Origin of the sequence: Buttiauxella gaviniae, from assembly GCF_040786275.1 — a bacterium.
Classification (GTDB): Bacteria; Pseudomonadota; Gammaproteobacteria; order Enterobacterales; family Enterobacteriaceae; genus Buttiauxella; species Buttiauxella gaviniae_A.
In genome coordinates, this window is sequence record NZ_JBFMVT010000002.1 from 2399002 (window position 1) to 2423477 (window position 24476).

Here is a 24476-nt window from a genome sequence, read left to right on the forward strand (position 1 = left end):
AGTTTTGGATGATAAGGAAGGTTTGTTGGGTAGATTCGCCTGAGCGGCATCCACCCTTGAGGTCGGTGATGTCGGATGTCGTTTATGCTAATCCGACAGACAATTTAGCTTTGTGGTGGCAAACACACGCCAATCCCGCCGATACCGCAGTAGCCGTACGGATTTTTGTGCAGATACTGCTGGTGGTCGTCCTCGGCGTAATAAAACGGCCCGGCGTTGGCGATTTCGGTTGTCACTTTGCGGTCATCCCCTGCGAGCGCCATCGCTTCCTGGAAACGCGCAAAGCTTGCGCGTGCGGCGGCATCTTGTTCCGGTGTCAGAGGGTAAATCGCCGAGCGGTATTGCGTCCCCACATCACCGCCCTGGCGCATGCCCTGCGCGGGGTCGTGATTTTCCCAGAACACTTGCAGCAACTGTTCGTAACTCACGACTTGCGGGTCATACACCACGCGCACGGCTTCGGTGTGACCGGTCATTCCGCTGCACACTTCACGATAGGTTGGATTGGGCGTAAAGCCCCCGGCGTAACCGGCGGCGGTGCTGTAAACACCAGGCAATCTCCAGAACATTCGTTCAACGCCCCAGAAACAACCCATCGCAAAATAAGCGATTTCCATGCCGTCTGGTACATTAGTCATTGAATGTTCGTTAACCGCGTGCAAGGTTGCGATTGGCATCGGGGTGTTGCGGCCAGGCAGCGCTTCAGACTGTGTTACGGGATGGGTTTTCTCAAATAATTTCATCAGTCATGCTCTCCCGATAGTGGCAAAATTTATCAACAACCGTCGTGCGGTTGTAACCAGGCGTGTTATTGCAGACAATAACTACGCTCAATGAGACTACAGTACATATAAGAATTATTTGGGTTATTGTGCAGTTTTCAACCCCAATTGTTGGGGTTTTGTTAAGCCTAAGTGCGGCGATAACGTTTCCTTCCAGGGGTGGGAACAAGGATATTCAGGAGAAAACGTGCCACGAATCCGTATTATTTGCTCGGCCTGTCTGTGCCTGGTGAGTGCGTGGGCCAACGCGGCCAACGTACGTTTACAGGTTGAAGGGTTAAGCGGTGAACTACAAAAAAACGTTCGCGCACAGCTTTCAACCATCCAGAGTGATGAAGTGACGCCGGACAGGCGTTTCCGCGCACGTGTGGATGACGCCATCCGTAATGGATTGAAAGCGCTCGGTTATTACGAGCCCACCATTGATTTTGACCTGCGGCCACCGCCAGCCAAGGGGCGTCAGGTTTTGATTGCCAAAGTTGATCCCGGCCCGCCGGTGCTGATTGGCGGCACCAACGTGATTTTGCGCGGCGGTGCGCGTGACGATAAAGATTACATCGCTTTATTGAGCGAACGCCCGAAGATCGGCACGATACTTAATCATCACGATTATGACGGTTTCAAAAAAGATCTCTCCAACGTGGCCATTCGCAAAGGCTACTTCGACAGTGAATTTCTTAAAAGCCAGCTCGGCGTTTCGCTTGAGCGCCGCCAGGCCTTCTGGGATATCGATTACAACAGCGGCGAGCGCTACCGTTTCGGTGCCGTGACCTTTGAAGGTTCGCAAATTCGTGAAGAATATCTGCAAAACCTCGTGCCGTTTAAGCAGGGCGATTATTACCAGTCGAAGGATCTCGCTGAGTTAAACCGCCGAATATCGGCCACAGGGTGGTTTAACTCCGTCGTAGTCGCCCCAGAATTTGATAAAGCACGCAAAACGAAAATTTTGCCATTACACGGCGTGGTTTCGCCGCGTACCGAAAACACCATCGAAACGGGCGTGGGTTACTCCACCGATGTGGGGCCACGCGTCAAAGCGACGTGGAAAAAGCCGTGGATGAACTCCTACGGCCACAGCCTGACCAGCAGCGCCAGTATTTCAGCGCCTGAACAAGTTCTTGATTTCAGCTATAAAATGCCGCTGCTGAAAAACCCGCTGGAACAATATTATTTGGTGCAGGGTGGTTTCAAACGCACCGATCTGAACGATACCAAATCCGATTCCAGCACCCTTGCGGTGTCGCGCTATTGGGATTTATCCAGCGGCTGGCAGCATGCTATCAACCTGCGCTGGAGCCTCGACCACTTTACCCAGGCAGACGTGACCAACACCACGATGCTGCTTTACCCAGGCGTAAGCCTTAACCGCACCCGTTCACGCGGCGGCCTGATGCCGACCTGGGGTGATTCACAGCGCTATTCCATTGACTGGTCTGATACCACCTGGGGCTCAGATGTCGACTTCGGCGTCTTTCAGGCGCAGCAAGTCTGGATTCGTACCTTGCAGCAAAGCCACCGCTTCGTCGTACGCGGCAATGTGGGCTGGATTGAAACCAATAACTTCGACAAAGTGCCACCCGATCTGCGCTTCTTCGCCGGTGGCGACCGCAGTATTCGCGGCTATTCCTACAAATCCATCTCTCCTGAAAACGACAAAGGCGAGCTGACCGGTGCCTCAAAAATGCTCACCGGATCGCTGGAATATCAATACAACGTTACCGGCAAATGGTGGGGGGCGGTGTTTGTGGATTCCGGGGAAGCGGTCAATGATATCAAACAGAGTAATTACAAAACTGGCGCGGGCGTAGGCGTGCGCTGGCAGTCTCCGGTTGGGCCAATTAAGCTCGATTTTGCCGTCCCGGTGGCGGATAAAGACGAGCACGGTTTACAGTTTTACATCGGTTTGGGGCCTGAACTATGAGTCACTGGAAGAAAATAAGCCTCGCGGTGTTGGTTGTTGTGCTGCTGCTAATTGGCGCGGTGGGCTTCCTGGTGGGGACCACCAGCGGGCTACACGTATTATTTAACGCCGCTAATCGCTGGGTGCCGGGGCTGGATATTGGCAGTGTAACCGGCGGCTGGCGCAATCTGACCCTCAAAGGTTTGCGCTATGAGCAGCCGGGCGTGGATGTGACCGCGGGGGAAATTAATCTTGCGGTGAAACTGGGCTGCCTGCGCGACAGCAGCCTGTGCGTAAATAATCTCTCCCTTAAAGATGTCGACGTTGTTGTTGATACCAAAAAAATGCCACCGGCGGCGCAGGTTGAGGAAGAGGATACCGGCCCGTTAAATCTCACCACGCCATACCCGATCACGCTAAGCCGCGTGGCGCTTAACAACGTCAATATCAAAATCGATAACACCACCGTTTCGGTGATGGAATTTACCTCTGGCCTGAACTGGCAAGAACGCAATCTGACGGTAACCCCGACTAATCTTGAAGGTTTGCTGATTGCGCTGCCGAAAGTCGCCAAAGTGGCGCAGGAAGAGGTGGTTGAGCCGAAAATTCAGAACCCGCAGCCGGAAGAGTTACCGCTGGGCGAAACGCTCAAACAGTTGTTTGAAAAGCCGGTCTTGCCGGAAATGACCGATGTGCATTTGCCGCTGAACCTGAATATTCAGGAGTTTCGCGGCTCGCAGCTTCGCCTGACGGGGGATACCGACCTGCTGGTCAGCAGCCTGTTGCTGAAAGTCAGCAGCATCGACGGGTCGCTCAAGCTGGACGCGCTGGACGTGGATTCCTCCCAAGGGCTGGTGAATGCGACCGGGAGCGCGGAACTGCGCGACAAATGGCCGGTGGATTTAACCCTCAATACCACGCTGAACATCGACCCGATTAAAGGCGAAAAGGTGAAGATGAAGATTGGCGGGGAGCTGCGGGACGTGCTGAAAGTCGGCATGAATCTTTCAGGCCCGGTCGATATGGAAATCACCGCGCAAACACAGCTTGCCGAAGCCGGTTTGCCGCTGAATCTCGATGTGGTCAGTAAGCAGCTTTACTGGCCGTTTACCGGCAAAAAAGAGTATCAGGCAGACAATCTGAAGCTGAAATTCAGCGGCAAAATGACGGACTACAAACTGTCGTTCCGCACTGACGTGAAGGGGGAGCAAATTCCACCGGCTACGATCACCCTCGACGGCAAAGGCAATGAGCAACAGCTTAATCTCGATAAACTCCGCGTGGCGGCGCTGCAGGGGAATACCGACCTGAAAGCGGTGCTTGACTGGAGCAAGGCGATTAGCTGGCGCGGCGAGCTGAAACTCGACGGCATCAATACTGCGAAGCAGTTCCCGGATTGGCCTGCCAAACTCGACGGCCTGGTGAAAACCAGCGGCAGTTTGTATGGCGGCACCTGGCAAGTGGATGTGCCTGAGCTAAAACTCGCCGGTAACGTCAAAAATAATAAAGTGAATGTCGAAGGGAAACTCAACGGCAACAGCTATATGCAGTGGAAAATCCCTGGTTTGCATATCGAACTGGGGCGCAATAGCGCGGATGTAAAAGGCGAGCTGGGGCAGAAAGATCTGGCGTTGGATGCCACCATCGATGCACCTAATCTCGACAATGCTTTACCCGGCCTTGGCGGTACGGCGAAAGGGACGATTAAAGTACGCGGCGATGTCAAAGCCCCGCAATTGCTCGCGGATCTCACGGCCAGCAACCTTCGCTGGCAGGAACTTTCCGTTGCGCGTGTGCTGCTCAAAGGGGACGTGAAATCCACCGATCAAATTGCTGGCAATCTGGATCTGCGCGTGGAGCGAGTTTCCCAGCCGGGCGTGAATATCAACCTGGTTACGCTTGCGGCGAAAGGCTCTGAAAAACAGCATCAGTTGCAGCTACGCATCCAGGGCGAGCCGGTTTCCGGGCAGCTTGATTTGAGCGGCAGTTTTGACCGGGCGGAAGAGCGCTGGCGCGGCAACCTGACGAATACACGCTTTGAAACGCCGGTCGGCCCGTGGTCGCTTAACCGCGCGTTGGCGCTGGATTACCGCAACAAAGAGCAGAAAATTAATATCGGTGCCCACTGCTGGACGAACCCAAATGCCGAGCTTTGCGTTCCGCAGCCGATTGATGCGGGCGCGAAAGGGCGCGCGCTGGTAAATCTGAACCGTTTTGATTTGGCGATGCTTAAACCGTTTATGCCAGCGGATACCCAGGCCGTGGGCACATTCACGGGGCGAGCGGATGTCAGTTGGGATAGCGAATCTGGCGGATTGCCGCAGGGTACCGTTACGCTGCAGGGTAACGGCGTCAAAGTGACGCAGGTCGTGAATGATAGCCCGCTGCTGGTAGCGTTCGACACCCTGAATCTGAACGCGGAACTTAAAAATAACCGGGCGCAGCTTGGCTGGCTGGTTCGCGTTGCGCAAAACGGCCAGCTTGACGGGCAGATTCAAATTACCGATCCACAAGGCCGCCGTAATCTCGCCGGCAATGTGAATATGCGTAATTTTGATTTGGCTATCGCCAACGCCGTTTTCTCTCGCGGGGAAAAAGCCGCCGGTAAACTCAACGCCAATTTGCGCCTGGCGGGCAATGCGGAAAGGCCGCAGCTCTTCGGGCAATTGCAGCTTAACGGCGTGGATATTGACGGCAACTTTATGCCGTTTGATATGCAGCCGAGCCAGCTTGCGATGAACTTTAATGGTATGAACTCTACGCTTGCGGGAACGGTGCGCACCAAACAGGGCGATATTGCCCTGAGCGGTGATGCTGACTGGACGCAAATCGACAACTGGCGCGCGCGCGTCGCGGCAAAAGGCAGCAAGGTGCGGATTACCGTGCCGCCGATGGTGCGCCTCGACGTTTCGCCAGACGTTGAATTTGTCGCCACGCCGAGCCTGTTCACACTGGATGGCAGCGTCGACATCCCCTGGGCGCGCATCGTAGTGCACGATGTGCCAGAAAGCGCGGTGGGCGTCTCCAGCGATGAAGTGATGCTGGATAAAGACCTGAAGCCTGTGAAACCGCAAACCGCAGCCATTCCGATCAACAGCAATCTTGTGATTCACGTCGGGAATAACGTGCGTCTGGATGCGTTTGGTCTGAAAGCGCGCCTGAACGGCGATTTGAAAATGGTGCAGGACCGTCAGGGATTGGGTCTGAACGGGCAAATTAATATTCCTGAAGGGCGCTTCCATGCGTACGGGCAAGACCTGATTGTGCGCAAAGGTGTGCTGCTGTTCTCGGGCCCGCCGGATCAACCGCTGTTAAATATCGAAGCGATTCGTAACCCGGAAGCGACCGAAAACGACGTCATTGCCGGTGTTCGCGTCACAGGATCCGCCGATGAGCCAAAAGCTGAGATATTTTCAGACCCGGCGATGTCGCAGCAAGAAGCCTTGTCCTACCTGCTTCGCGGCCAGGGTTTAGACAATACTGGGGACGATAGTAACGCCATGACGTCAATGCTTGTTGGTCTGGGGGTTGCACAAAGTGGTCAGGTTGTGGGTAAAATCGGCGAGACGTTTGGCGTAAGCAATCTGGCGCTTGATACCGCAGGGGTGGGGGATTCCTCACAAGTGGTGGTTAGTGGCTATGTACTGCCGGGTCTCCAGGTGAAATATGGTGTGGGTATTTTTGACTCATTGGCGACACTAACCCTGCGTTATCGCCTGATGCCTAAGCTGTATCTGGAAGCGGTGTCTGGGATCGATCAGGCACTTGATCTGCTTTATCAGTTTGAGTTTTGAGCAATGCGAATATTTGTTTACGGCAGTCTACGACGCAAGCAAGGAAACAGTCACTGGATGACCAACGCCCAGTGGCTTGGGGAGCATCATGTCGAAAATTATGCACTTTACAGCCTCGGCCATTATCCGGGAGTCGTAGCCGGTGAAGGTTCCGTGGTGGGTGAAGTGTATCGCATCGATGCTTCTACACTCTCTGAATTGGATGCTTTGCGCACCAAAGGCGGCGAGTACAAACGCCAGCTTATTCAGACTCCTTATGGCAGTGCATGGATGTACGTCTATCAACGGCCGGTCGATGGGTTAACCCGCATCGAAAGTGGAAACTGGCTGGATAAAGAAAAGTACTAGTCTCTTTGAAAACATCGTCAGGTGGCGGCTTGCCCGCCCTACGAGCTTGGTTTCGTAGGGCGGATAAGCGCAAGCGCCATCTACCGTGATTCATAAAAAAAAACACCGCCAGTTGGCGGTGTTTTCAAATACATCGGCGGTAAGAAGAATTACTTCTTAGCACGCTCGAAGGAAGCAACGATTTCAGCTTTAGCAGCTTCGGCGTTATCCCAACCTTCAACTTTAACCCATTTGCCTTTTTCGAGTGCTTTGTACTGCTCGAAGAAGTGGGAGATCTGCGCTTTTAGCAGTTCTGGCAGGTCGTTCACATCTTTGATGTGATCGTATTCTTTGCTCAGTTTGGTGTGCGGAACCGCAACCAATTTCGCATCTTCACCCGCTTCGTCAGTCATTTTCAGCACGCCAACTGGACGGCAGCGAATAACAGAACCTGGTTGCAGTGGGTATGGCGTTGGGACCAGAACGTCAACCGGGTCACCGTCTAAAGACAGGGTGTGGTTGATGTAACCGTAGTTGCACGGATAGAACATGGCAGTAGACATGAAACGGTCAACGAACAGCGCGCCGGTGTCCTTATCAATTTCATATTTGATAGGGTCAGCGTTTGCTGGGATTTCGATAACAACGTAGATGTCTTCTGGCAGATCTTTGCCCGCAGGGACGTTGAGTAAGCTCATGTCTTTTTCCTTTAAACTGGTGTCATTCAAGTGCCGGGTATTATAGCCAACTGCATTAAAAAGTCTTTTCCTCATTTCATCACTCTTTTCCGGCAGCGCGCTTTTTCAGAGCCCTCCGACAACGTAATTATCCATAAACATAGCCGTATTCTTTATAAAACTGTGTAAGCGGTTACAGGCCCGGAGATGACTTGTTTGAATTGTGATGTAACTCATTCTGTTACCCCATACGTCGACTATAGTTTTTTTCGAAGGCTAGTTTTCACCCAATAATAACCCTACGAGGATGTCCCTATGTGGAAGCGCTTACTTTTGGTCTCAGCTGTCTCCGCAGCCATGTCGTCTATGGCAATAGCAGCTCCGTTAACGGTCGGATTTTCTCAGGTAGGTTCTGAATCCGGCTGGCGTGCAGCAGAAACCTCGGTTGCGAAGAGCGAAGCCGAGAAACGCGGCATTACGTTGAAAATTGCCGATGGCCAACAAAAACAAGAAAACCAGATTAAAGCCGTACGTTCATTCATCGCTCAGGGCGTAGACGCTATCTTTATCGCGCCAATCGTCGCTACGGGCTGGGAGCCAGTATTACAAGAAGCAAAAGAGGCAAAAATCCCGGTATTCCTACTCGACCGTAATATCGATGTGAAAGACAAATCGCTGTATATGACGGTGGTGACCGCCAACAACGTGCTGGAAGGCCAGTTGATCGGCGAGTGGCTGCTTAAAGAACTCAATGGCAAGCAGTGTAACGTGGTGGAACTGCAGGGCACCGTGGGTGCGAGCGTGGCAATCGACCGTAAGAAAGGGTTTGCTGACGCCATCTCTAAAGCGTCCAACGTGAAAATTATTCGCTCCCAGTCCGGCGACTTTACCCGCAGTAAAGGGAAAGAAGTCATGGAGAGCTTCATCAAAGCCGAGAACAACGGCAAAAATATCTGCATGGTTTACGCGCACAACGATGACATGGTGATCGGTGCGATTCAGGCCATTAAAGAAGCGGGCCTCAAGCCGGGCAAAGATATTCTGACCGGTTCTATCGATGGCGTGCCGGATATCTACAAAGCAATGATCGATGGCGAAGCTAACGCAAGCGTTGAGCTGACGCCAAATATGGCAGGCCCGGCGTTCGACGCGCTTGAGAAGTTCAAGAAAGACGGCACCATGCCTGAAAAAGTGACCATTACCAAGTCCACGCTGTATCTCCCGGACACCGCGAAAGAAGAGCTCGAGAAGAAGAAATCGATGGGGTATTGATGGTTAGCATGTGCGCGTAGGGCGGATAAGCGTAGCGCCATCCGCCATCTGTGAATCATGTCAGGTGGCGAAAGCGGGTGGATGGCGCTGCCGCTTATCCACCCTACAATTTCGGTGGGAGTGCGTTAATGAACACAAACAATCAGGAAATTCTGCGCACGGAAGGCTTATCGAAACATTTCCCCGGCGTCAAAGCGCTCGACAAAGTGGACTTCAGCCTGAATCGCGGCGAAATCATGGCGCTGCTCGGTGAAAATGGTGCAGGGAAATCAACGCTTATCAAAGCCCTGACCGGCGTTTATCAGCGCGATAGCGGCAATATTTATCTCGAAGGCGAACTTATTTCGCCAAAGAACACCGCCCACGCTCAACAGCTCGGCATTGGCACCGTCTACCAGGAAGTAAACCTCCTGCCGAATATGTCGGTGGCGGATAACCTGTTTATAGGCCGCGAGCCGCGCCGCTTTGGTTTTTTACAACGCAAAGAGATGGAAAAGCGCGCCACCCGGCTAATGGAATCCTACGGTTTTTCGCTGGATGTCGCCGAGCCGCTTAACCGTTATTCCGTGGCGATGCAGCAAATTGTGGCTATTTGCCGGGCCATCGATCTCTCCGCCAAAGTGCTAATCCTCGATGAGCCTACCGCCAGCCTCGACACCAAAGAAGTCGAAATGCTTTTCACGCTGATGCGCCAGTTGCGCGATCAGGGCGTCAGCCTGATCTTCGTCACCCATTTTCTCGATCAGGTTTATGAAGTCACCGATCGGATCACCGTTCTGCGCAACGGCGCGTTTGTCGGTACGCGCAACACGAAAGATCTCCCGCAGATCGAACTGGTCAAAATGATGCTTGGGCGCGAGCTGGAAACCAACGCCCTGCACCGCGCGGGCCGTACTTTACTGAGCGATAAACCCGTTGCGGCATTTAAAGATTTTGGCAAAAAAGGGGTGATCAATCCGTTCGATCTGGAAGTGCGTCCGGGGGAGATCGTCGGCCTTGCGGGTCTACTGGGATCCGGCCGCACCGAAACCGCCGAAGTCATTTTTGGAATCAAGCCTGCCGATCAGGGCAGCGCGTGGATCAAAGGCAAACAGCAGTCTCTGCGATCGCCGCATAAAGTCTCGTCGCTTGGCATTGGTTTCTGCCCGGAAGATCGTAAAACCGACGGGATAATCGCTGCCGCGTCGGTACGCGAAAATATCATCCTCGCCTTGCAGGCCCAGCGCGGCTGGCTGCGCCCGATTCCTAAGCGCGAGCAGTATCAAATCGCCGATCGTTTTATCCGCCAGTTGGGCATCCGCACGCCAGGCCCGGATCAGCCGATTGAATTTCTCTCCGGTGGCAATCAGCAAAAAGTCCTGCTTTCACGCTGGCTGCTGACCAAGCCGCAGTTCTTGATCCTCGATGAACCTACGCGTGGGATCGACGTTGGCGCGCACGCCGAAATTATCCGCCTGATCGAAACGCTCTGTGCAGATGGCCTGGCGCTGCTGGTTATCTCATCCGAACTGGAAGAGTTAGTGGGTTACGCGGATCGCGTGGTGATCATGCGTGACAGGCAGCAGGTGGCGGAGATCCCGCTGGCTGAACTTTCCGTATCGGCAATTATGAATGCCATTGCGGCATAAGGAGTAACACGTGATGTCTCGTTCATTGCCGCAAGAGGATGTGCCGAAACCTAAGCGCACTTTCCGCTGGCCGCCGGGTATTCCGCAACTGGTCGCGCTGGTGCTGGTGCTGCTGGTGGATAGCCTGGTCGCCAACCATTTCTTTGATATTGTGGTGCAAAATGGGCGGCTGTTTGGCAGCCCGATAGACATTCTTAACCGTGCGGCACCGGTCGCATTATTGGCGATTGGGATGACGCTGGTGATTGCCACCGGCGGGATCGATCTTTCCGTCGGTGCGGTGATGGCGATTGCCGGAGCCACGGCGGCAACGCTCACCGTTGACGGGCACAGCCTGACGGTGGTGATCCTGGCATGCTTGGGCGTGGGAGTTCTGGCGGGATTGTGGAACGGGATATTGGTTGCGATCCTGAAAATTCAGCCGTTTGTCGCCACGCTGATCCTGATGGTCGCCGGGCGCGGAGTGGCGCAGTTGATCACCGCCGGGCAAATCGTCACTTTTAACTCGCCGAATCTCTCTTATCTCGGCAGCGGCTCGCTGTTTTTCTTCCCGACGCCGGTGATTATCGTGCTGGCAACGCTTGTGGTCTTCTGGCTATTTACCCGCAAAACGGCGCTTGGCCTGTTTATCGAATCGGTTGGGATAAATATTCGTGCGGCAAAAAATGCCGGGGTGAATACGCGCCTCGTTGTGATGCTGACTTACATGTTAAGCGGCCTGTGCGCGGCGATTGCCGGGATTATTGTTACCGCGGATATTCGCGGGGCCGATGCTAATAACGCCGGATTGTGGCTGGAGCTGGACGCGATTCTGGCGGTGGTGATCGGCGGCGGTTCGCTGATGGGCGGGCGTTTTAACATCGCACTTTCGGTGATTGGCGCGCTGATTATCCAGGGAATGAACACCGGTATTCTGCTTTCCGGTTTCCCACCCGAGCTTAACCAGGTGGTGAAGGCGGTGGTGGTGATGTGCGTGCTGATTGTTCAGTCACCGCGTTTTATTGCTTTGCTCAAAGGACTCCACCGCCATGATCAAACGTAACCTGCCGTTGATGATTACCCTGGCGGTATTTGTGCTGGGGTATCTGTACTGCCTGACGCAATTTCCCGGTTTTGCGTCAACGCGTGTGATTTGCAACATTCTGACGGACAACGCCTTTCTCGGCATTATTGCCGTTGGTATGACTTTTGTGATCCTCTCTGGGGGCATCGATCTTTCCGTCGGATCGGTGATCGCTTTTACCGGCGTTTTCCTTGCCAAAGCGATCGGCTTCTGGGGATTATCGCCGCTGGTCGCCTTCCCGTTGGTGCTGGCGATGGGCTGCGCGTTTGGCGCGTTTATGGGGCTGTTAATCGATGCGCTCAAAATCCCGGCCTTTATTATCACGCTTGCCGGAATGTTCTTTCTGCGCGGGGTGAGTTACCTGGTTTCGGAAGAGTCGATTCCTATTGATCACCCGATTTACGCCACGCTTTCAAACCTTGCCTGGCGCATTCCCGGCGGCGGGCGTTTAAGCGCTATGGGGCTGCTGATGCTCGCCGTGGTCGTGATCGGTATTTTCCTGGCGCACCGCACCCGTTTTGGTAACCAGGTTTACGCGATTGGCGGTAACGCAACCTCGGCAAACCTGATGGGGATTTCAACGCGCAGCACCACAGTGCGCATTTATATGCTCTCAACTGGGCTTGCAACACTCGCCGGCATTGTCTTTTCGGTCTACACCTCCGCCGGTTACGCGCTGGCGGGAATGGGCGTTGAGCTGGATGCGATTGCCTCGGTGGTGATCGGCGGTACGTTACTAAGCGGAGGCGTGGGTACCGTTCTCGGCACGCTGTTTGGCGTGGCAATTCAGGGGCTTATCCAGACGTATATCAACTTCGACGGCACGCTCAGTTCGTGGTGGACGAAAATCGCCATCGGCATTCTGCTGTTTATCTTTATTGCCCTCCAGCGCGGCCTGACGGTGCTGTGGGAAAACCGCCAAAGCTCGCCGGTGAAGCGGATTAAGGTGACGAACACAAGATCCTAAAATGTCCTGAAACGATGATTTAAGTTAAGTCAGATATGTGGTTAATATGAGCACCTTATTAACCACATAAATTAAACGGATTTAATATGGCTAAAGGATACTTTCTTCATATTGGGGATAAAACCACGTGCGGGGGAGAAATTTGCACGGGCAGCGCGACATTACATTTTCAGGGTATGGGTGCTGCACGAGCAGGAGATATTGTTACCTGCGGTAAATTTCCTGGCAAATTCGAAATTGTGGGAGGATTACCAAAGAGACGTAATGGCGGGCAACTATTAGCCGGAACATTACACAGTGTAAGTTCCTGCCCTTGCCGGGCAACATTTATTCCCTCGATTGAAAATGGTTACGAAAAGCGGGCGGTTATTCTTCAGGACACAGACGCATTATTTGGGGAGAGTACAGTTAGTGATGACGAGCCTGAACAATATGCCCAATCAGCCAGACGTCATAAACAATCACAGCATTCAGAACAACCCGCCAGCGAAGATAACGTTGCTCCACAATCCCCAACCCCCGGTAAAAAGAAACGAGAAATTACCCTGACAATTGGCGTGTTCTTTGATGGCACGGGGAATAACTCCATTAACGTGCAGAATATGTTGAAGGCTTGTTCCGGGGAACATTTCAACCTGAACAGTGCGGATGCGCAGTCTATTCTGGCTAAAAGTGCCGAAAGAAATATGGGCGTTTCCGGTATTGGTTTGGGTAGCTATATTGGGTATTACACGAATATTCACTGGTTGAATACTTTGTATAAACAAACTTTTTCTACTGAAAGTGAATATGTACAACGAGCTATGTACATCGAAGGTATTGGGACTGAGGCTGGAAAAGCTGACAGTATGATAGGTAAAGGACTCGGTATTTCCGATACAGGAGTGATAGCCAGGACCGATAAGGCTGTAGAGCAAATAGTTTCGGCTATTGGCGTCGCCAAAGACAACTTGTCGGAAAATATTGTTATTAAATTCCTTCAGTTCGATATTTTCGGCTTCAGCCGTGGGGCGGCGGCGGCCCGCCATTTCGCGAATCGCATACACGCTGAAGACAATGCGGTGATTAAGGCCATCCGTCAGGGAATGGGGGAAATAGAATATCGAGGCGCACCGTCAGGAAAAATTCGCTTTATTGGTATCTTCGATACCGTTGCGGCTATCGGCACGCCAGCAAACGGCCTCAACCCCCATAGTGCAGATACCGGGGATGTTAATATCATTTTGCGTCCGGGTATTGCGGAAAAAGTCTTCCACATCACCGCACAAAATGAGTGTCGTTTTAATTTCGCCCTTAATAGCGTTCAGCCTGCATGGCCAGAACTGGCGCTGCCCGGTGCTCATTCCGATATTGGTGGGGGGTATCTGCCTCTGGAGCAGGAAAACCTCTATTTGACACGTCCTGAGGCCGAAACCGTCCCGTTCAATCAACCCGGCCAGGAAACTCGGGTTTATCGCCAGGCAATGGCGCAACAGGCTCAACTTGCAAATACATCGGCTATTGCTCCAGTCGTGCGCACCAATAAAGTTACTGGCGAAACCTGGTACGACGACAGAATGCCACAGGATCGCTACGGTAACTTTTAGAAGCGCAGTTTTGCAGCCCTGGTTATGCGCAAGCGCATAGTGAAGAATGACTGGTCGAAGGTTGTGCTGCGGGTGATGCTGGATGCTGCGCAGGAGGCGGGAGTTTTGTTTGATCCCATTCGTGATACAAATAAGGAATTGCAACTCCCACCAGAACTTCTCCCCTATTGCAGCCAGGCACTCTCCATCGGAAAACGCGCTCGTACAGGGAAAACCATGTCCGGTTTTACCACCGATGAAATAGACCTGATAGCCAAGGAATATATTCACTGTTCGGCAAACTGGAATGCGGTCGAGGTGGATGAGAAAGGCCAAATGAGCGGTGGAACGTCAGTTGCGGAAATTATTTTCACCGATCGTCCCGATGAAGAAGGGCGACGTACGGTATACAACATGGACGGTAAAAAAGTATGAATATTAAAAAAATATTAGCTCTGTCACTCCTGCTGGCACTGGCGGGATGTCAGGCAGAAAAAACATCGCAAGACTGTTGTTCATCCCTGGCAGCGAAGGGGGACTGGACGCTGCCTTATGGGGAGTGGCAATTCGATTTCTTCACCCCGAAGCTCCTACCAGCGGTAGTTACTCACGCTCGGATAATTGATACAGCCGGATATTTGTACACTTTCAATACACTTGATAGCACCCAGGATGATCCAAATGTTGTTGGCGCATGGAATAACAATACACGAACCACTTCTTTGCACTTCAATAAAGCCAGGCAGCCGCCACAATATATGATCTTCTGCTGGGATTCGATCATTGATAAAAAAAGCTATGAAACGAGTCTGTTTTTCCCTGAATCGGTGTGGAGAAAAATGAGGATTTCCACAGGTAAAGATATGTTCGGCAATATAGCGTGGTATGACACGATACTGTTTGGTCTGGCACCTGAAGGTAAGGTCAGAGTGTGGTTGCAGAACAGTGCCGGAGGTGAAAATTATCCGGTTCCCGTGGAGAAATTAAAAACGGTGTCCGGCGATCGGATGACCGTCTGTAAGGGAATAACACAAAGTGATTTTTCTTATGGCTATGATCAGGACATAAAAGACTTCATCAAAGGAAAAACCTACCCGTACGGTGCCTGGTGAGCGGGTTTGGATTTATCCATGGAGGGTAAAAATATGAGAGTTAATACCATTCTGAGTCTGTCATTTCTGCTGGTACTGGTGGGATGTCAGGCAGAAAAAACATCGCAAGACTGTTGTTCTTCTCCTGTAGCGAAGGGAGACTGGACGCTGCCTTATGGCGAGTGGGAGTTTGCATTTATGACTCCCAACGCCCTTCCCGCAACGGTGACGCGCGTAGGTATCATTGATACTGCGGGTTATCTCTATGACATGCGCACACTGGATGGGACTCATGATGATCCTGATAGCATTGGTACATGGAGCAAACTTGTTCGAAGTGGATCGGTATATTTCAATAAAGCTAAGCAGCCGCCGCAATATATGATTTTCTGCTGGGATTCGATCATCGATAAAAAAAGCTATGAAACGAGTCTGTTTTTCCCGGAATCGGTGTGGAGAAAAATGATGACCCCGGCGGAGTATAAGTCTCGTTCAGGCAAAACTGTCTGGTATAAAACGATGTTGTTTGGCCTGGCCCCTGAAGGAAAAGTCAGGGTCTGGCTACAGGATGTAGGCGATCATCCAAATTACCCGGTTCCCGTGGAGAAGTTAAAAACGGTGTCCGGCGATCTGATGACCGTCTGCAAGGGAATGAGTAAGCATCCTGAAGGGTATGAATACTACGGGGAAACCCCTGACTTCATCAAAGGAAAAACCTACCCGTACGGCGCCTGGTGAGTGGGTTTGGATTTATCCATGGAGGGTAAAAATATGAGAGTTACTACCATTCTGAGTCTGTCATTCCTGCTGGCACTGGCAGGATGTCAGGCAGAAAAAACATCGCAAGACTGTTGTTCATCCCTGGCAGCGAAGGGGGACTGGACGCTGCCTTATGGGGAGTGGGAGTTTGCATTTATGACTCCCAACGCCCTTCCCGCGACGGTGACGCGCGTAGGTATCATTGATACTGCGGGTTATCTCTATGACATGCGCACCCTGGATGGAACTCATGACGATCCTGATAGTGTTGGTACCTGGAGTAAGCTTGTTCGAAGTGGATCGGTATATTTCAATAAAGCCAGGCAGCCGCCGCAATATATGATTTTCTGCTGGGATTCGATCATCGATAAAAAAAGCTATGAAACGAGTCTATTTTTCCCGGAGCCAGTGTGGAGAAAAATGATGACCCCGGCGGAGTATAAGTCTCGTTCAGGCAAAACTGTCTGGTATAAAACGATGTTGTTTGGTCTGGCCCCTGAAGGAAAAGTCAGGGTCTGGCTACAGGATGTAGGCGATCATCCAAATTACCCGGTTCCCGTGGAGAAATTAAAAACGGTGTCCGGCGATCGGATGACCGTCTGCAAGGGAATAACACAAAGTGATTTTTCTTATGGCTATGATCAGGACATAAAAGACTTCATTAAAGGAAAAACCTACCCGTACGGCGCCTGGTGAGTGGATATTTTTAACGTCGCAACTATTTAAAACTGACTAAACTTTCCCCGGCGGCAGTCGATAACAATTAATCGTTCTGTCACCGGGAAAAGAGCAATGTTGAGAAATTTGTCTATTCGCACGGGGCTGCTGACGTTATTGGCAGTCATGACCTTCCTGTTGTTAGTTGTCAGCGGCATGGGTATTTACGCTCTGCAACAAAGCTCTATTTCACTCAAGAATATCAATCGCTTGCAGGGCGAACAGATGGTGCGCTTGTCTGATGGTTATGTTTCGTTATTGCGTGCGCGTAACGGAGCGGGGCAGGCCGTTCGGCAGATGGAAATTGGGATGATGGAAGATGCGACTAAATCAACCGATTATGTCGCAAGCGACGTTGCAGCAGCGCAGCAGCAGCTAAAAGAGTTTATCGACAGCGGCGTGGACGATGAAGAAGGGAATCGACTCATTCAGAACCTTTCGCAAAGCTATGCGGAATACCTCGCAAAAGGCATCAACCCGATGCTGGCCGCGCTCAACAAACAAAGCCCCGATGATTATTATGATTTGCTGGAGCATGTGCTGATCCCGCAGGCCCAGAAGTTTGATACAGATGTAGATATTTTCAAACAGTGGGGCGAGCAGCGCGGCAACAACGAAGTTGAAGCGGTGCAACGGCATAAGACTCTCGTCCTGACGTTTATCATTATCGCCGCCTTGCTTACCGCCGGAATTATTGTGCTGGTATGGCTGGCACTGCGTCATTTACTGCTTAAACCGCTCAATCAGTCGATTGAGCAACTGGAGTTTGTCGCCAAAGGTGATTTAACCCAGCCGTTGCCACCTGCAGGCAATAATGAGTTTGGTCGCCTGGCCGCGGCCATTACGGTGATGCGCGATTCGCTAATGGAATCCGTGAGCCGTGTGCGTGATGCCAGCTCGCAAATTGATACGGGCAGCCGCGAACTGGCGGCAGGCAACCAGAATCTGGCCCAGCGCACCGAATCAACAGCGACATCCCTTGAGCAAACCGCTGCCAGCATGGAGCAGATTACGGCGACGGTGAAACAGAACGCCGACAACGCAGAGCAGGCACATAAACTGGCAAAAGATGTCTCCGAAACCGCCGATCGCGGCAGCGAAATGGTGTGCTACGTAATTGAAAAGATGCGCGATATTTCAAGCAGTTCTGACAGAATTGCAGACATCCTGAGCGTGATTGACGGCATTGCGTTCCAGACCAATATCCTGGCGCTGAATGCCTCGGTTGAAGCCGCTCGCGCCGGTGAGCAAGGGCGCGGTTTTGCGGTAGTTGCGGGTGAAGTTCGCACGTTAGCGAGCCGCAGTGCAGATGCGGCAAAAGAGATACGCACCCTGATTTCAGATTCGCAAAATCACGTCGGTGAAGGCCGCGAACTGGCGCAGCAGGCTGGAGAAACGATGGATGAAATTGCCGAAGAGGTGATGCGTATGACACGCCTGGTGCGCGAAATTGCCAGTGCTTCTAACGAACAAAGTAGCGGAATTGAACAGGTGAATATCGCTGTCAGCCAGATGGATGAGGCGGCGCAGCAAAATGCGGCGTTGGTCCAGGAATCTACCGCGGCAACCCGTTCGCTGGAAGAGCAGTCGCAGCAGTTAGTCGCGGCGATGGCGACGTTCAGGTGCTAATGGGTTAAAACCATCCTTATAACGACCCTCCTTGTCAGGAGAGGGCGAAATCGGACCCCCTCCCAGCCTCCCCCTTACCAGGGGGAGGAGCTAAAGCCCTTTGCAGGGAGAGGGTGAGGGCAAATTTAAGCGTCCGGATACTCACGGATAAAACGCTCTACATCATCAACCATATGCTCGTTTCCGACAAAGAACGGGCGGCGTTGGTGCAGGGTTTCCGGAATAATATCCAGAATACGTTCTTTACCGTCACTTGCTTTGCCACCGGCTTGTTCAGCAAGGAACGCCATCGGGTTACCTTCATACAGCAAACGCAGCTTCCCTTGCGGGTGGCTTGCGGTGCTTGGGTAGAGATAAATCCCGCCTTTCAGCAAGTTGCGGTGGAAGTCTGCAACCAGAGAGCCGATGTAGCGTGAGGTATAAGGGCGCTGCGTTTTGGCATCTTCTTCCTGGCAGAACTTAATATACTTTTTCACACCCTGCGGGAAACGGATGTAGTTCCCTTCGTTGATGGAATAGGTATTGCCCGTTTCCGGGAAGCGCATACGCTCCTGGCACAGGCAGAAAACGCCGAGTGACGGATCGTAGGTGAAGGCATGAACGCCGCAACCGGTGGTGTAAACCAGCATGGTTGAGGAGCCGTAAACCACATATCCCGCCGCCACTTGCTTATTCCCCGGCTGGAGAAAATCGGCTTCGGTGACTGGCGTACCCACCGGCGTAATACGGCGATAGATAGAGAAAATTGTACCGACTGACACGTTAACGTCGATGTTAGATGAACCATCTAGCGGGTCCATCAGCACCACATATTTGGCATGTTCCGCGCCTTCAAAAACAACAATCTCATCTTCTTCTTCGGAAGCCACACCCGCCACAATCCCTCGGGCTTTCAGTGCTGCTTTCAGTTTTTCGTTTGCGAACAGATCAAGTTTTTGCTGCACCTCGCCCTGAATGTTTTCCGCGCCGCTGGCACCTAAAATATCAACCAGACCGGCTTTGTTGATATCGCGGTGGATGATTTTTGCGCCGAGCTTTATTGCCGACAGTAAGGCAGTCAGTTCACCAGTGGCGTGCGAGAACTCATGCTGCTTTTCGACAATAAATTCACCTAACGTTTTCATAACACTTTCCCTGCATCTGTTAATTAAATGAAGCGATTGCAACAATCCTAACAAAGATTCAAATAGTAGCGTACTGGTGAATCGCGCCAGCAAATTACGGAATTAACTTAAATGCGATTTGCGAGCACTCAACATGCGGTTAGAATGTGCGCCAAATAATGAAAGGATAGTTTTTATGCGCATTCATATTCTGGGTATTTGCGGCACCTTTATGGGCGGTCTGGCGATGCTGGCCCGCTCGTTGGGCCATGAAGTGACTGGCTCGGATGCCAACGTGTACCCGCCAATGAGTACCCTGTTAGAAGAGCAGGGTATTGAATTAATTCAAGGTTACGACCCAAGCCAGCTCGATCCGCAGCCGGATCTGGTGATTATCGGTAACGCGATGACGCGTGGGAATCCGTGTGTTGAAGCGGTGCTTGAGAAAAGCATTCCTTACATGTCTGGCCCACAGTGGCTGCATGATTTCGTCCTGCGTGACCGTTGGGTGATTGCTGTGGCGGGTACGCACGGTAAAACCACCACGGCGGGCATGGCGACCTGGATTCTTGAAGCCTGCGGTTACAAGCCTGGTTTTGTGATCGGTGGCGTGCCGGGTAACTTCGATGTTTCTGCGCGTCTGGGCGAAAGCTCATTCTTCGTGATTGAAGCGGACGAATACGACTGCGCGTTCTTCGACAAGCGTTCCAAATTTGTGCACTACTGCCCGCGCACGCTGATCCTCAATAACCTTGAGTTCGACCACGCGGATATTTTTGACGACCTGAAAGCGATTCAGAAACAGTTCCACCATCTGGTGCGCATCGTGCCAGGACAGGGGAAAATTATCTGGCCTGAAAACGACACCAATATTAAACAAACTCTGGCGATGGGCTGCTGGAGCGAGCAAGAGCAGGTGGGCGAGCAGGGTCACTGGCAGGCGAAAAAGCTCAACCCGGATGCTTCACATTGGGAAGTGTATCTGGACGGCGAGCGTGTTGGCGAAGTGCACTGGCAGTTGGTTGGCGAGCACAACATGCATAACGGTTTGATGGCGATTGCTGCTGCGCGTCATGTGGGTGTCACGCCTGCGGATGCGGCAAAAGCGCTGGATAGCTTTGTGAATGCACGTCGTCGCCTGGAACTGCGCGGTGAAGAAAACGGCGTCACGGTGTATGACGATTTTGCGCATCACCCAACGGCGATTCTGGCAACGCTTGCTGCACTGCGTGGCAAAGTGGGCGGCACAGCGCGCATTCTTGCGGTGCTTGAGCCTCGCTCGAACACCATGAAAATGGGCCTGAGCAAAGACGATCTCGCGCCATCTTTAGGCCGTGCGGATGAAGTCTTCTTGCTTCAGCCGCCGCATATTCCATGGCAGGTCGTGGAAGTGGCGGAAGCCTGCATCCAGCCTGCGCACTGGAGCGCGGATGTCGATACGCTGGTGGATATGGTGGTGAAAACCGCCCAGCCTGGCGACCATATTCTGGTGATGAGCAACGGCGGTTTCGGTGGGATCCACCAGAAATTGCTGGATGCGCTGGCTAAAAAAGCTCAGCTTCAGGCGTAACGCTCCTGCCAATAAAAAAGCCTGCATATTTGCAGGCTTTCTTTTTTAACCCTGGCTTTCGGCCAGTTCGCGCAGATAAGAGAATATCTGGCGGTAAGATTTTGGCGGCTTGTTGGCTGCTTTCTCTTTTTGCGCATTGCGTATCAGCACGCGCAGTTGCTGGCGGTCAGCTTCTGGGTAAAGTCTTAACACTTCACTCATCGCGTCATCGCCTTCTTCAACCAAACGATCGCGCAGCGCTTCCAGTTTATGGAACAGCGCAACTTGCTGGTTGTGGCGGTTTTTCAGCTTATCCAGCGCCTGGCGAATCGGGTCCATGTCGCGCGAACGCATCATTTTACCAATCAACTGCACCTGGCGACGGCGGCCTTCTTTCTTGATTTTCTGCGCCAGCTCAATGGCGGCACGTAAATCGTCATCCAGAGGGATTTTGTCGAGCGCATTTTTGCCCAACTCCATCAGCTCCATACCGAGGCGTTTTAATTCTTCGGCATCACGTTTAATTTCGCTTTTACTGACCCAGATAATCTCATCATCTTCGTCTTCATTTTCGTCATCTGGGACGTCGTCGAGCCAGTCATCGGGCTGCTTAGTCATATTAGGCTCCTTAAAAAAAGTGGCTAATTCTACCAGTAAAGCCTGTTCACTGCGAAATTGTTCTGATCCTGTTAGACTTAAATCACTCACCTTACATTATGGCAGTAGCGATGAAAGTAAACACGCAAGTAGCACAACAACGTCAGGTTCTGGAACAAGCGGTATCTCAGGCGCTGGAACTGGCTTCCGCTCAGTCAGATGGCGCAGAAGTTGCCGTCAGTAAAACCACTGGTATCAGCGTAAGTACGCGATACGGTGAGGTGGAAAACGTCGAATTTAATAGCGATGGTGCGTTGGGCATCACCGTTTATCACCAAAATCGTAAAGGCAGCGCATCAACGACTGACCTCAGCCCGGACGCCGTAGCGCGCACCGTGCAGGCGGCGCTGGATATCGCCCGTTACACATCACCCGATCCTTTTGCAGGCATCGCCGATAAAGATCTGTTGGCCTTTGAAGCGCCAGATTTAGATCTTTTCCATCCCACAGAGATGGATGCCGATCGTGCTATCGAGCTGGCGGCTCGTGCTGAAAACGCATCCCTGAACGTCGATAAGCGCATCAACAATACCGAAGGTGGCAGCTTTAACAGCCACTACGGCATCAAAGTATTCGGCAACAGCCACGGCATGCTACAAAGCTATTGTTCAACGCGCCACTCCATTTCAAGCTGTGTGATTGCTGAAGTGAACGGCGAAATGGAGCGCGATTATGCGTATACCATTGGCCGCGCGATGGAAGACCTGGATAGCCCGGAATCAGTCGGTGCTGAGTGTGCTCGCCGTACGCTGGCGCGCCTTTCTCCGCGTAAATTGTCTACCATGAAAGCCCCGGTTATGTTTGCTGCTGAAGCGGCAACCGGCTTGTTTGGGCACCTGGTGGGCGCGATTGCAGGCGGTTCGGTTTACCGTAAATCCACCTTCCTGCTGGATTCTCTGGGCAAACAAATTCTGCCGGAATGGCTGACAATTGAAGAGCACCCGCACCTGCTTAAAGGCCTGGCTTCTACGCCATTTGACAGCGAAGGTGTGCGCACAGAGCGCCGCGACATTATTAAAGACGGCATTCTGCAACAGTGGCTGCTGACCAACTATTCTGCCCGCAAACTGGGCCTGAAAAGCACAGGCCACGCCGGTGGTATCCACAACTGGCGTATCGAAGGGCGCGGCCTGGATTTTGACGGTATGCTCAAAGAGATGGGTACCGGCCTGGTCGTGACCGAGTTGATGGGGCAGGGCGTGAGCGGCATCACCGGGGATTATTCTCGCGGTGCATCCGGCTTCTGGGTTGAGAACGGCGAAATTCAGTATCCGGTGAGCGAAATCACCATCGCCGGAAACTTAAAAGATATGTGGCGCGAAATTGTCACAATCGGTAGCGATATCGAAAAACGCAGTAATATTCAATGTGGTTCAGTGCTGTTACCGGAGATGAAGATCGCCGGTCAGTAGAACGGTAACGGGCGCGTCCTGCCGCGCCCTTCTTCGACATAATAAAAAGGTGAGCAAATGCGTAAGCAACTTATTGCAATGTTGGCAGTATCGTCCGTGCTCTTTACCGGTGCGGTGATGGCGAAAGATGTTGGCGATGATATGGATACGATCGCTGAAAACTACAAAACCGTGTTGAAAACTGATGACGCGGCAGAACTAAAAACTTCTCTCAACAATATGCGTACCGCGGCGCTGGATGCACAAAAAGGCACTCCGCCGAAGCTTGAAAACGAAGCTGCGGACAGCGCAAAAATGAAAGACTACCGCCACGGCCTGGACATTCTGGTCGGCCAAATCGACGGCGCGCTGAAACTGGCTAACGAAGGCAAAGTAAAAGAAGCGCAGGCCGCAGCCGAAGAATTTAAAACCACTCGGAATGCCTACCACAAGAAGTACCGCTAAGATGATACTGGCTCTGGCTCTTTTTCAGAGCCGGTATATTTCCTTCTCTTTTACAAGGACATCTGATTTATGAAACCGATTCATACGATTATCAAAGGTGCTGCCACCGTTTCGCTGCTTGCGTTTAGCGTTTTTTCTGCAACTGCCGCGCTGCTACCAGTATCCGGGGATTACCAGGCCGATCATTTTTCCGGGAAAGTCGTTTCAGTAGATCAAAAGAATCACGTTGTGGTGCTTGAGGGAAGTGAGGGCAATAAGGTTTCAGTGAATGTTCCTGAAACAGCCGGTACGCTGGCTAATATCAAAGCCGGAGACACAGTGAACACCACCGTGACGCGTTCCGTAGCCGTGGCGTTTGATACCGATATTGATAAATCAGCACCGACAGCTTCTAGAACCCAAGGGGTAGAAAAAGCAACCAAACAAAACCCGGAGCATGAAGCTTTCCGCCAGGTTAATGTTCAGCTCAAGATCAAACATATCGATCTGAAAAAGAATGAAATTACTTTTGAAGGGCCAAAAGGCCAGCAGAAAGTGGTGACGGTTGAAGATCCTGATATTCAGGCGCGTTTGAAAGATCTTAAAGTAAACCAAAGTGTGCGTGTGACTTATACCGATTCCATTCAAATCACAGCCCAGGCTAATAAGTAATTTCTGCCTATGCATTAACCCTTCTTTCTGCGCTTTGGGAAGAGGGGTTATTCAGTTGTGCTTGCTAGAGGGTTGGGTACCCAGCCTCTTTCTGGCACTTTCGGAAACAACTACTTGTGACATAGAGGCCCATCCTGTTCATGCCCGGATCCCCAGGATTCTAACCATGTCACCGTCTCTTCTGCAGTAATGTGGTTTCCTGTCTCCTGGTATTCCTGCCATGCTGCCTGAGCCTCTTTGCGGTACTGGCTACGCTTCTCTTCCCGGACAACATATTCGGTGATCGCTTCGAGCATCAGAGCATGTGCAGAGCTGTGGCGGTCATCGGCCAGTGTTTTGAGTCGGTCTTTCATCTCCTGCTCAATCCGCAGGGTAGTGGTCTGTCGAAGCGTGTTAGGCATAATTTACTCCGTTTGATATCACTGGTGTCACCAACGATATTAAACACATTCAGAAACGCTGTCATTACGGATAGCCTCCAACTTTTAG

20 protein-coding genes and 1 pseudogene are annotated in these 24476 nt (G+C 52.1%); 16 read left to right on the forward strand and 5 right to left on the reverse strand.

What is annotated here, in order from left to right:
• Positions 1–104: 104 nt before the first annotated feature.
• On the reverse strand, positions 105–743 hold the full coding sequence (msrA, locus tag AB1E22_RS11725; RefSeq protein ID WP_367595489.1) for a peptide-methionine (S)-S-oxide reductase MsrA: 639 nt from the start codon (positions 741–743) through the stop codon (positions 105–107).
• 226 nt (positions 744–969) lie between these two features.
• Here msrA and tamA point away from each other — a divergent pair, with 226 nt between their 5' ends.
• Genes tamA through AB1E22_RS11740 form a run of 3 tightly spaced genes read left to right on the forward strand, consistent with a single transcriptional unit; the run spans position 970 to position 6824 of the window.
• Positions 970–2703, forward strand: a complete 1734-nt coding sequence (gene tamA, locus AB1E22_RS11730; RefSeq protein ID WP_367595490.1) for an autotransporter assembly complex protein TamA — start codon at positions 970–972, stop codon at positions 2701–2703.
• Complete coding sequence (tamB, locus tag AB1E22_RS11735) at positions 2700–6476, forward strand: autotransporter assembly complex protein TamB (protein ID WP_367595491.1); 3777 nt, start codon at positions 2700–2702, stop codon at positions 6474–6476. The genes tamA and tamB overlap by 4 nt, the downstream gene beginning before the upstream one ends.
• Positions 6477–6479: 3 nt before the next feature.
• A complete protein-coding gene (locus tag AB1E22_RS11740; protein WP_367595492.1) occupies positions 6480–6824 on the forward strand; it encodes a gamma-glutamylcyclotransferase family protein in 345 nt (114 codons plus the stop codon).
• A 149-nt stretch (positions 6825–6973) separates the two neighbouring features.
• Here the strand turns inward: AB1E22_RS11740 and ppa are convergent, their stop codons facing one another.
• Entirely contained in the window at positions 6974–7501 is a 528-nt protein-coding gene (gene ppa / locus AB1E22_RS11745; RefSeq protein ID WP_367595493.1) for an inorganic diphosphatase, read from the reverse strand.
• A gap of 294 nt (positions 7502–7795) precedes the next feature.
• On the opposite strand from ppa, the gene ytfQ reads away from it, so the two are divergent.
• From ytfQ to AB1E22_RS11790, 9 genes and pseudogenes are all read left to right on the forward strand, one after another.
• Positions 7796–8752 carry a galactofuranose ABC transporter, galactofuranose-binding protein YtfQ gene (gene ytfQ, locus AB1E22_RS11750; RefSeq protein WP_064515782.1) on the forward strand — a complete coding sequence of 319 codons (957 nt, stop codon included), beginning with the start codon at positions 7796–7798 and terminating at the stop codon, positions 8750–8752.
• Between the two features lie 128 nt (positions 8753–8880).
• Positions 8881–10380, forward strand: coding sequence for a galactofuranose ABC transporter, ATP-binding protein YtfR (gene ytfR, locus AB1E22_RS11755; RefSeq protein ID WP_367595494.1), 1500 nt, complete (start codon positions 8881–8883; stop codon positions 10378–10380).
• 10 nt (positions 10381–10390) lie between these two features.
• Entirely contained in the window at positions 10391–11422 is a 1032-nt protein-coding gene (gene ytfT / locus AB1E22_RS11760; RefSeq protein WP_367595495.1) for a galactofuranose ABC transporter, ATP-binding protein YtfT, read from the forward strand.
• Entirely contained in the window at positions 11409–12410 is a 1002-nt protein-coding gene (gene yjfF / locus AB1E22_RS11765) for a galactofuranose ABC transporter, permease protein YjfF (RefSeq protein WP_367595496.1), read from the forward strand. Before ytfT ends, yjfF begins: the two co-directional genes overlap by 14 nt.
• A gap of 86 nt (positions 12411–12496) precedes the next feature.
• A pseudogene (locus AB1E22_RS11770) lies at positions 12497–14410 on the forward strand (PAAR domain-containing protein).
• Entirely contained in the window at positions 14407–15087 is a 681-nt protein-coding gene (locus tag AB1E22_RS11775; protein WP_367595497.1) for a DUF2931 family protein, read from the forward strand. Before AB1E22_RS11770 ends, AB1E22_RS11775 begins: the two are co-directional and overlap by 4 nt.
• A gap of 18 nt (positions 15088–15105) precedes the next feature.
• Positions 15106–15804, forward strand: a complete 699-nt coding sequence (locus AB1E22_RS11780; protein ID WP_367595498.1) for a DUF2931 family protein — start codon at positions 15106–15108, stop codon at positions 15802–15804.
• 18 nt (positions 15805–15822) lie between these two features.
• Positions 15823–16521 carry a DUF2931 family protein gene (locus AB1E22_RS11785; protein WP_367595499.1) on the forward strand — a complete coding sequence of 233 codons (699 nt, stop codon included), beginning with the start codon at positions 15823–15825 and terminating at the stop codon, positions 16519–16521.
• A 96-nt stretch (positions 16522–16617) separates the two neighbouring features.
• Positions 16618–18171, forward strand: a complete 1554-nt coding sequence (locus tag AB1E22_RS11790) for a methyl-accepting chemotaxis protein (RefSeq protein WP_367595500.1) — start codon at positions 16618–16620, stop codon at positions 18169–18171.
• A gap of 125 nt (positions 18172–18296) precedes the next feature.
• On the opposite strand, the gene fbp is transcribed toward AB1E22_RS11790, so the two are convergent.
• Positions 18297–19295, reverse strand: coding sequence for a class 1 fructose-bisphosphatase (gene fbp / locus AB1E22_RS11795; RefSeq protein WP_367595501.1), 999 nt, complete (start codon positions 19293–19295; stop codon positions 18297–18299).
• Positions 19296–19470: 175 nt separating this feature from the next.
• Between fbp and mpl the strand changes: the two genes are divergently transcribed.
• On the forward strand, positions 19471–20844 hold the full coding sequence (mpl, locus tag AB1E22_RS11800; protein WP_367595502.1) for a UDP-N-acetylmuramate:L-alanyl-gamma-D-glutamyl-meso-diaminopimelate ligase: 1374 nt from the start codon (positions 19471–19473) through the stop codon (positions 20842–20844).
• A gap of 45 nt (positions 20845–20889) precedes the next feature.
• On the opposite strand, the gene yjgA is transcribed toward mpl, so the two are convergent.
• Positions 20890–21441 carry a ribosome biogenesis factor YjgA gene (gene yjgA / locus AB1E22_RS11805; protein WP_367595503.1) on the reverse strand — a complete coding sequence of 184 codons (552 nt, stop codon included), beginning with the start codon at positions 21439–21441 and terminating at the stop codon, positions 20890–20892.
• 98 nt (positions 21442–21539) lie between these two features.
• On the opposite strand from yjgA, the gene pmbA reads away from it, so the two are divergent.
• From pmbA to AB1E22_RS11820, 3 genes are all read left to right on the forward strand, one after another.
• Entirely contained in the window at positions 21540–22892 is a 1353-nt protein-coding gene (pmbA, locus tag AB1E22_RS11810; protein ID WP_367595504.1) for a metalloprotease PmbA, read from the forward strand.
• 57 nt (positions 22893–22949) lie between these two features.
• On the forward strand, positions 22950–23336 hold the full coding sequence (cybC, locus tag AB1E22_RS11815; protein WP_367595505.1) for a cytochrome b562: 387 nt from the start codon (positions 22950–22952) through the stop codon (positions 23334–23336).
• A gap of 69 nt (positions 23337–23405) precedes the next feature.
• Positions 23406–23987: a hypothetical protein gene (locus AB1E22_RS11820; RefSeq protein ID WP_367595506.1), complete on the forward strand. Its 582-nt coding sequence runs from the start codon at positions 23406–23408 to the stop codon at positions 23985–23987.
• Positions 23988–24097: 110 nt separating this feature from the next.
• Here the strand turns inward: AB1E22_RS11820 and AB1E22_RS11825 are convergent, their stop codons facing one another.
• A complete protein-coding gene (locus AB1E22_RS11825) occupies positions 24098–24388 on the reverse strand; it encodes a CopG family ribbon-helix-helix protein (RefSeq protein ID WP_367595507.1) in 291 nt (96 codons plus the stop codon).
• Positions 24389–24476 lie beyond the last annotated feature (88 nt).

Bases quoted from the DNA above. Each gene is read 5' to 3' on its own strand.
- msrA (WP_367595489.1), bottom strand. From the start codon at position 743: ATGAAATTATTTGAGAAAACCCATCCCGTAACACAGTCTGAAGCGCTG.
- tamB (WP_367595491.1), top strand. From the start codon at position 2,700: ATGAGTCACTGGAAGAAAATAAGCCTCGCGGTGTTGGTTGTTGTGCTG.
- AB1E22_RS11740 (WP_367595492.1), top strand. From the start codon at position 6,480: ATGCGAATATTTGTTTACGGCAGTCTACGACGCAAGCAAGGAAACAGT.
- ppa (WP_367595493.1), bottom strand. From the start codon at position 7,501: ATGAGCTTACTCAACGTCCCTGCGGGCAAAGATCTGCCAGAAGACATC.
- ytfQ (WP_064515782.1), top strand. From the start codon at position 7,796: ATGTGGAAGCGCTTACTTTTGGTCTCAGCTGTCTCCGCAGCCATGTCG.
- ytfR (WP_367595494.1), top strand. From the start codon at position 8,881: ATGAACACAAACAATCAGGAAATTCTGCGCACGGAAGGCTTATCGAAA.
- yjfF (WP_367595496.1), top strand. From the start codon at position 11,409: ATGATCAAACGTAACCTGCCGTTGATGATTACCCTGGCGGTATTTGTG.
- AB1E22_RS11775 (WP_367595497.1), top strand. From the start codon at position 14,407: ATGAATATTAAAAAAATATTAGCTCTGTCACTCCTGCTGGCACTGGCG.
- AB1E22_RS11780 (WP_367595498.1), top strand. From the start codon at position 15,106: ATGGAGGGTAAAAATATGAGAGTTAATACCATTCTGAGTCTGTCATTT.
- AB1E22_RS11785 (WP_367595499.1), top strand. From the start codon at position 15,823: ATGGAGGGTAAAAATATGAGAGTTACTACCATTCTGAGTCTGTCATTC.
- AB1E22_RS11790 (WP_367595500.1), top strand. From the start codon at position 16,618: ATGTTGAGAAATTTGTCTATTCGCACGGGGCTGCTGACGTTATTGGCA.
- fbp (WP_367595501.1), bottom strand. From the start codon at position 19,295: ATGAAAACGTTAGGTGAATTTATTGTCGAAAAGCAGCATGAGTTCTCG.
- mpl (WP_367595502.1), top strand. From the start codon at position 19,471: ATGCGCATTCATATTCTGGGTATTTGCGGCACCTTTATGGGCGGTCTG.
- yjgA (WP_367595503.1), bottom strand. From the start codon at position 21,441: ATGACTAAGCAGCCCGATGACTGGCTCGACGACGTCCCAGATGACGAA.
- pmbA (WP_367595504.1), top strand. From the start codon at position 21,540: ATGGCAGTAGCGATGAAAGTAAACACGCAAGTAGCACAACAACGTCAG.
- cybC (WP_367595505.1), top strand. From the start codon at position 22,950: ATGCGTAAGCAACTTATTGCAATGTTGGCAGTATCGTCCGTGCTCTTT.
- AB1E22_RS11820 (WP_367595506.1), top strand. From the start codon at position 23,406: ATGAAACCGATTCATACGATTATCAAAGGTGCTGCCACCGTTTCGCTG.
- AB1E22_RS11825 (WP_367595507.1), bottom strand. From the start codon at position 24,388: ATGCCTAACACGCTTCGACAGACCACTACCCTGCGGATTGAGCAGGAG.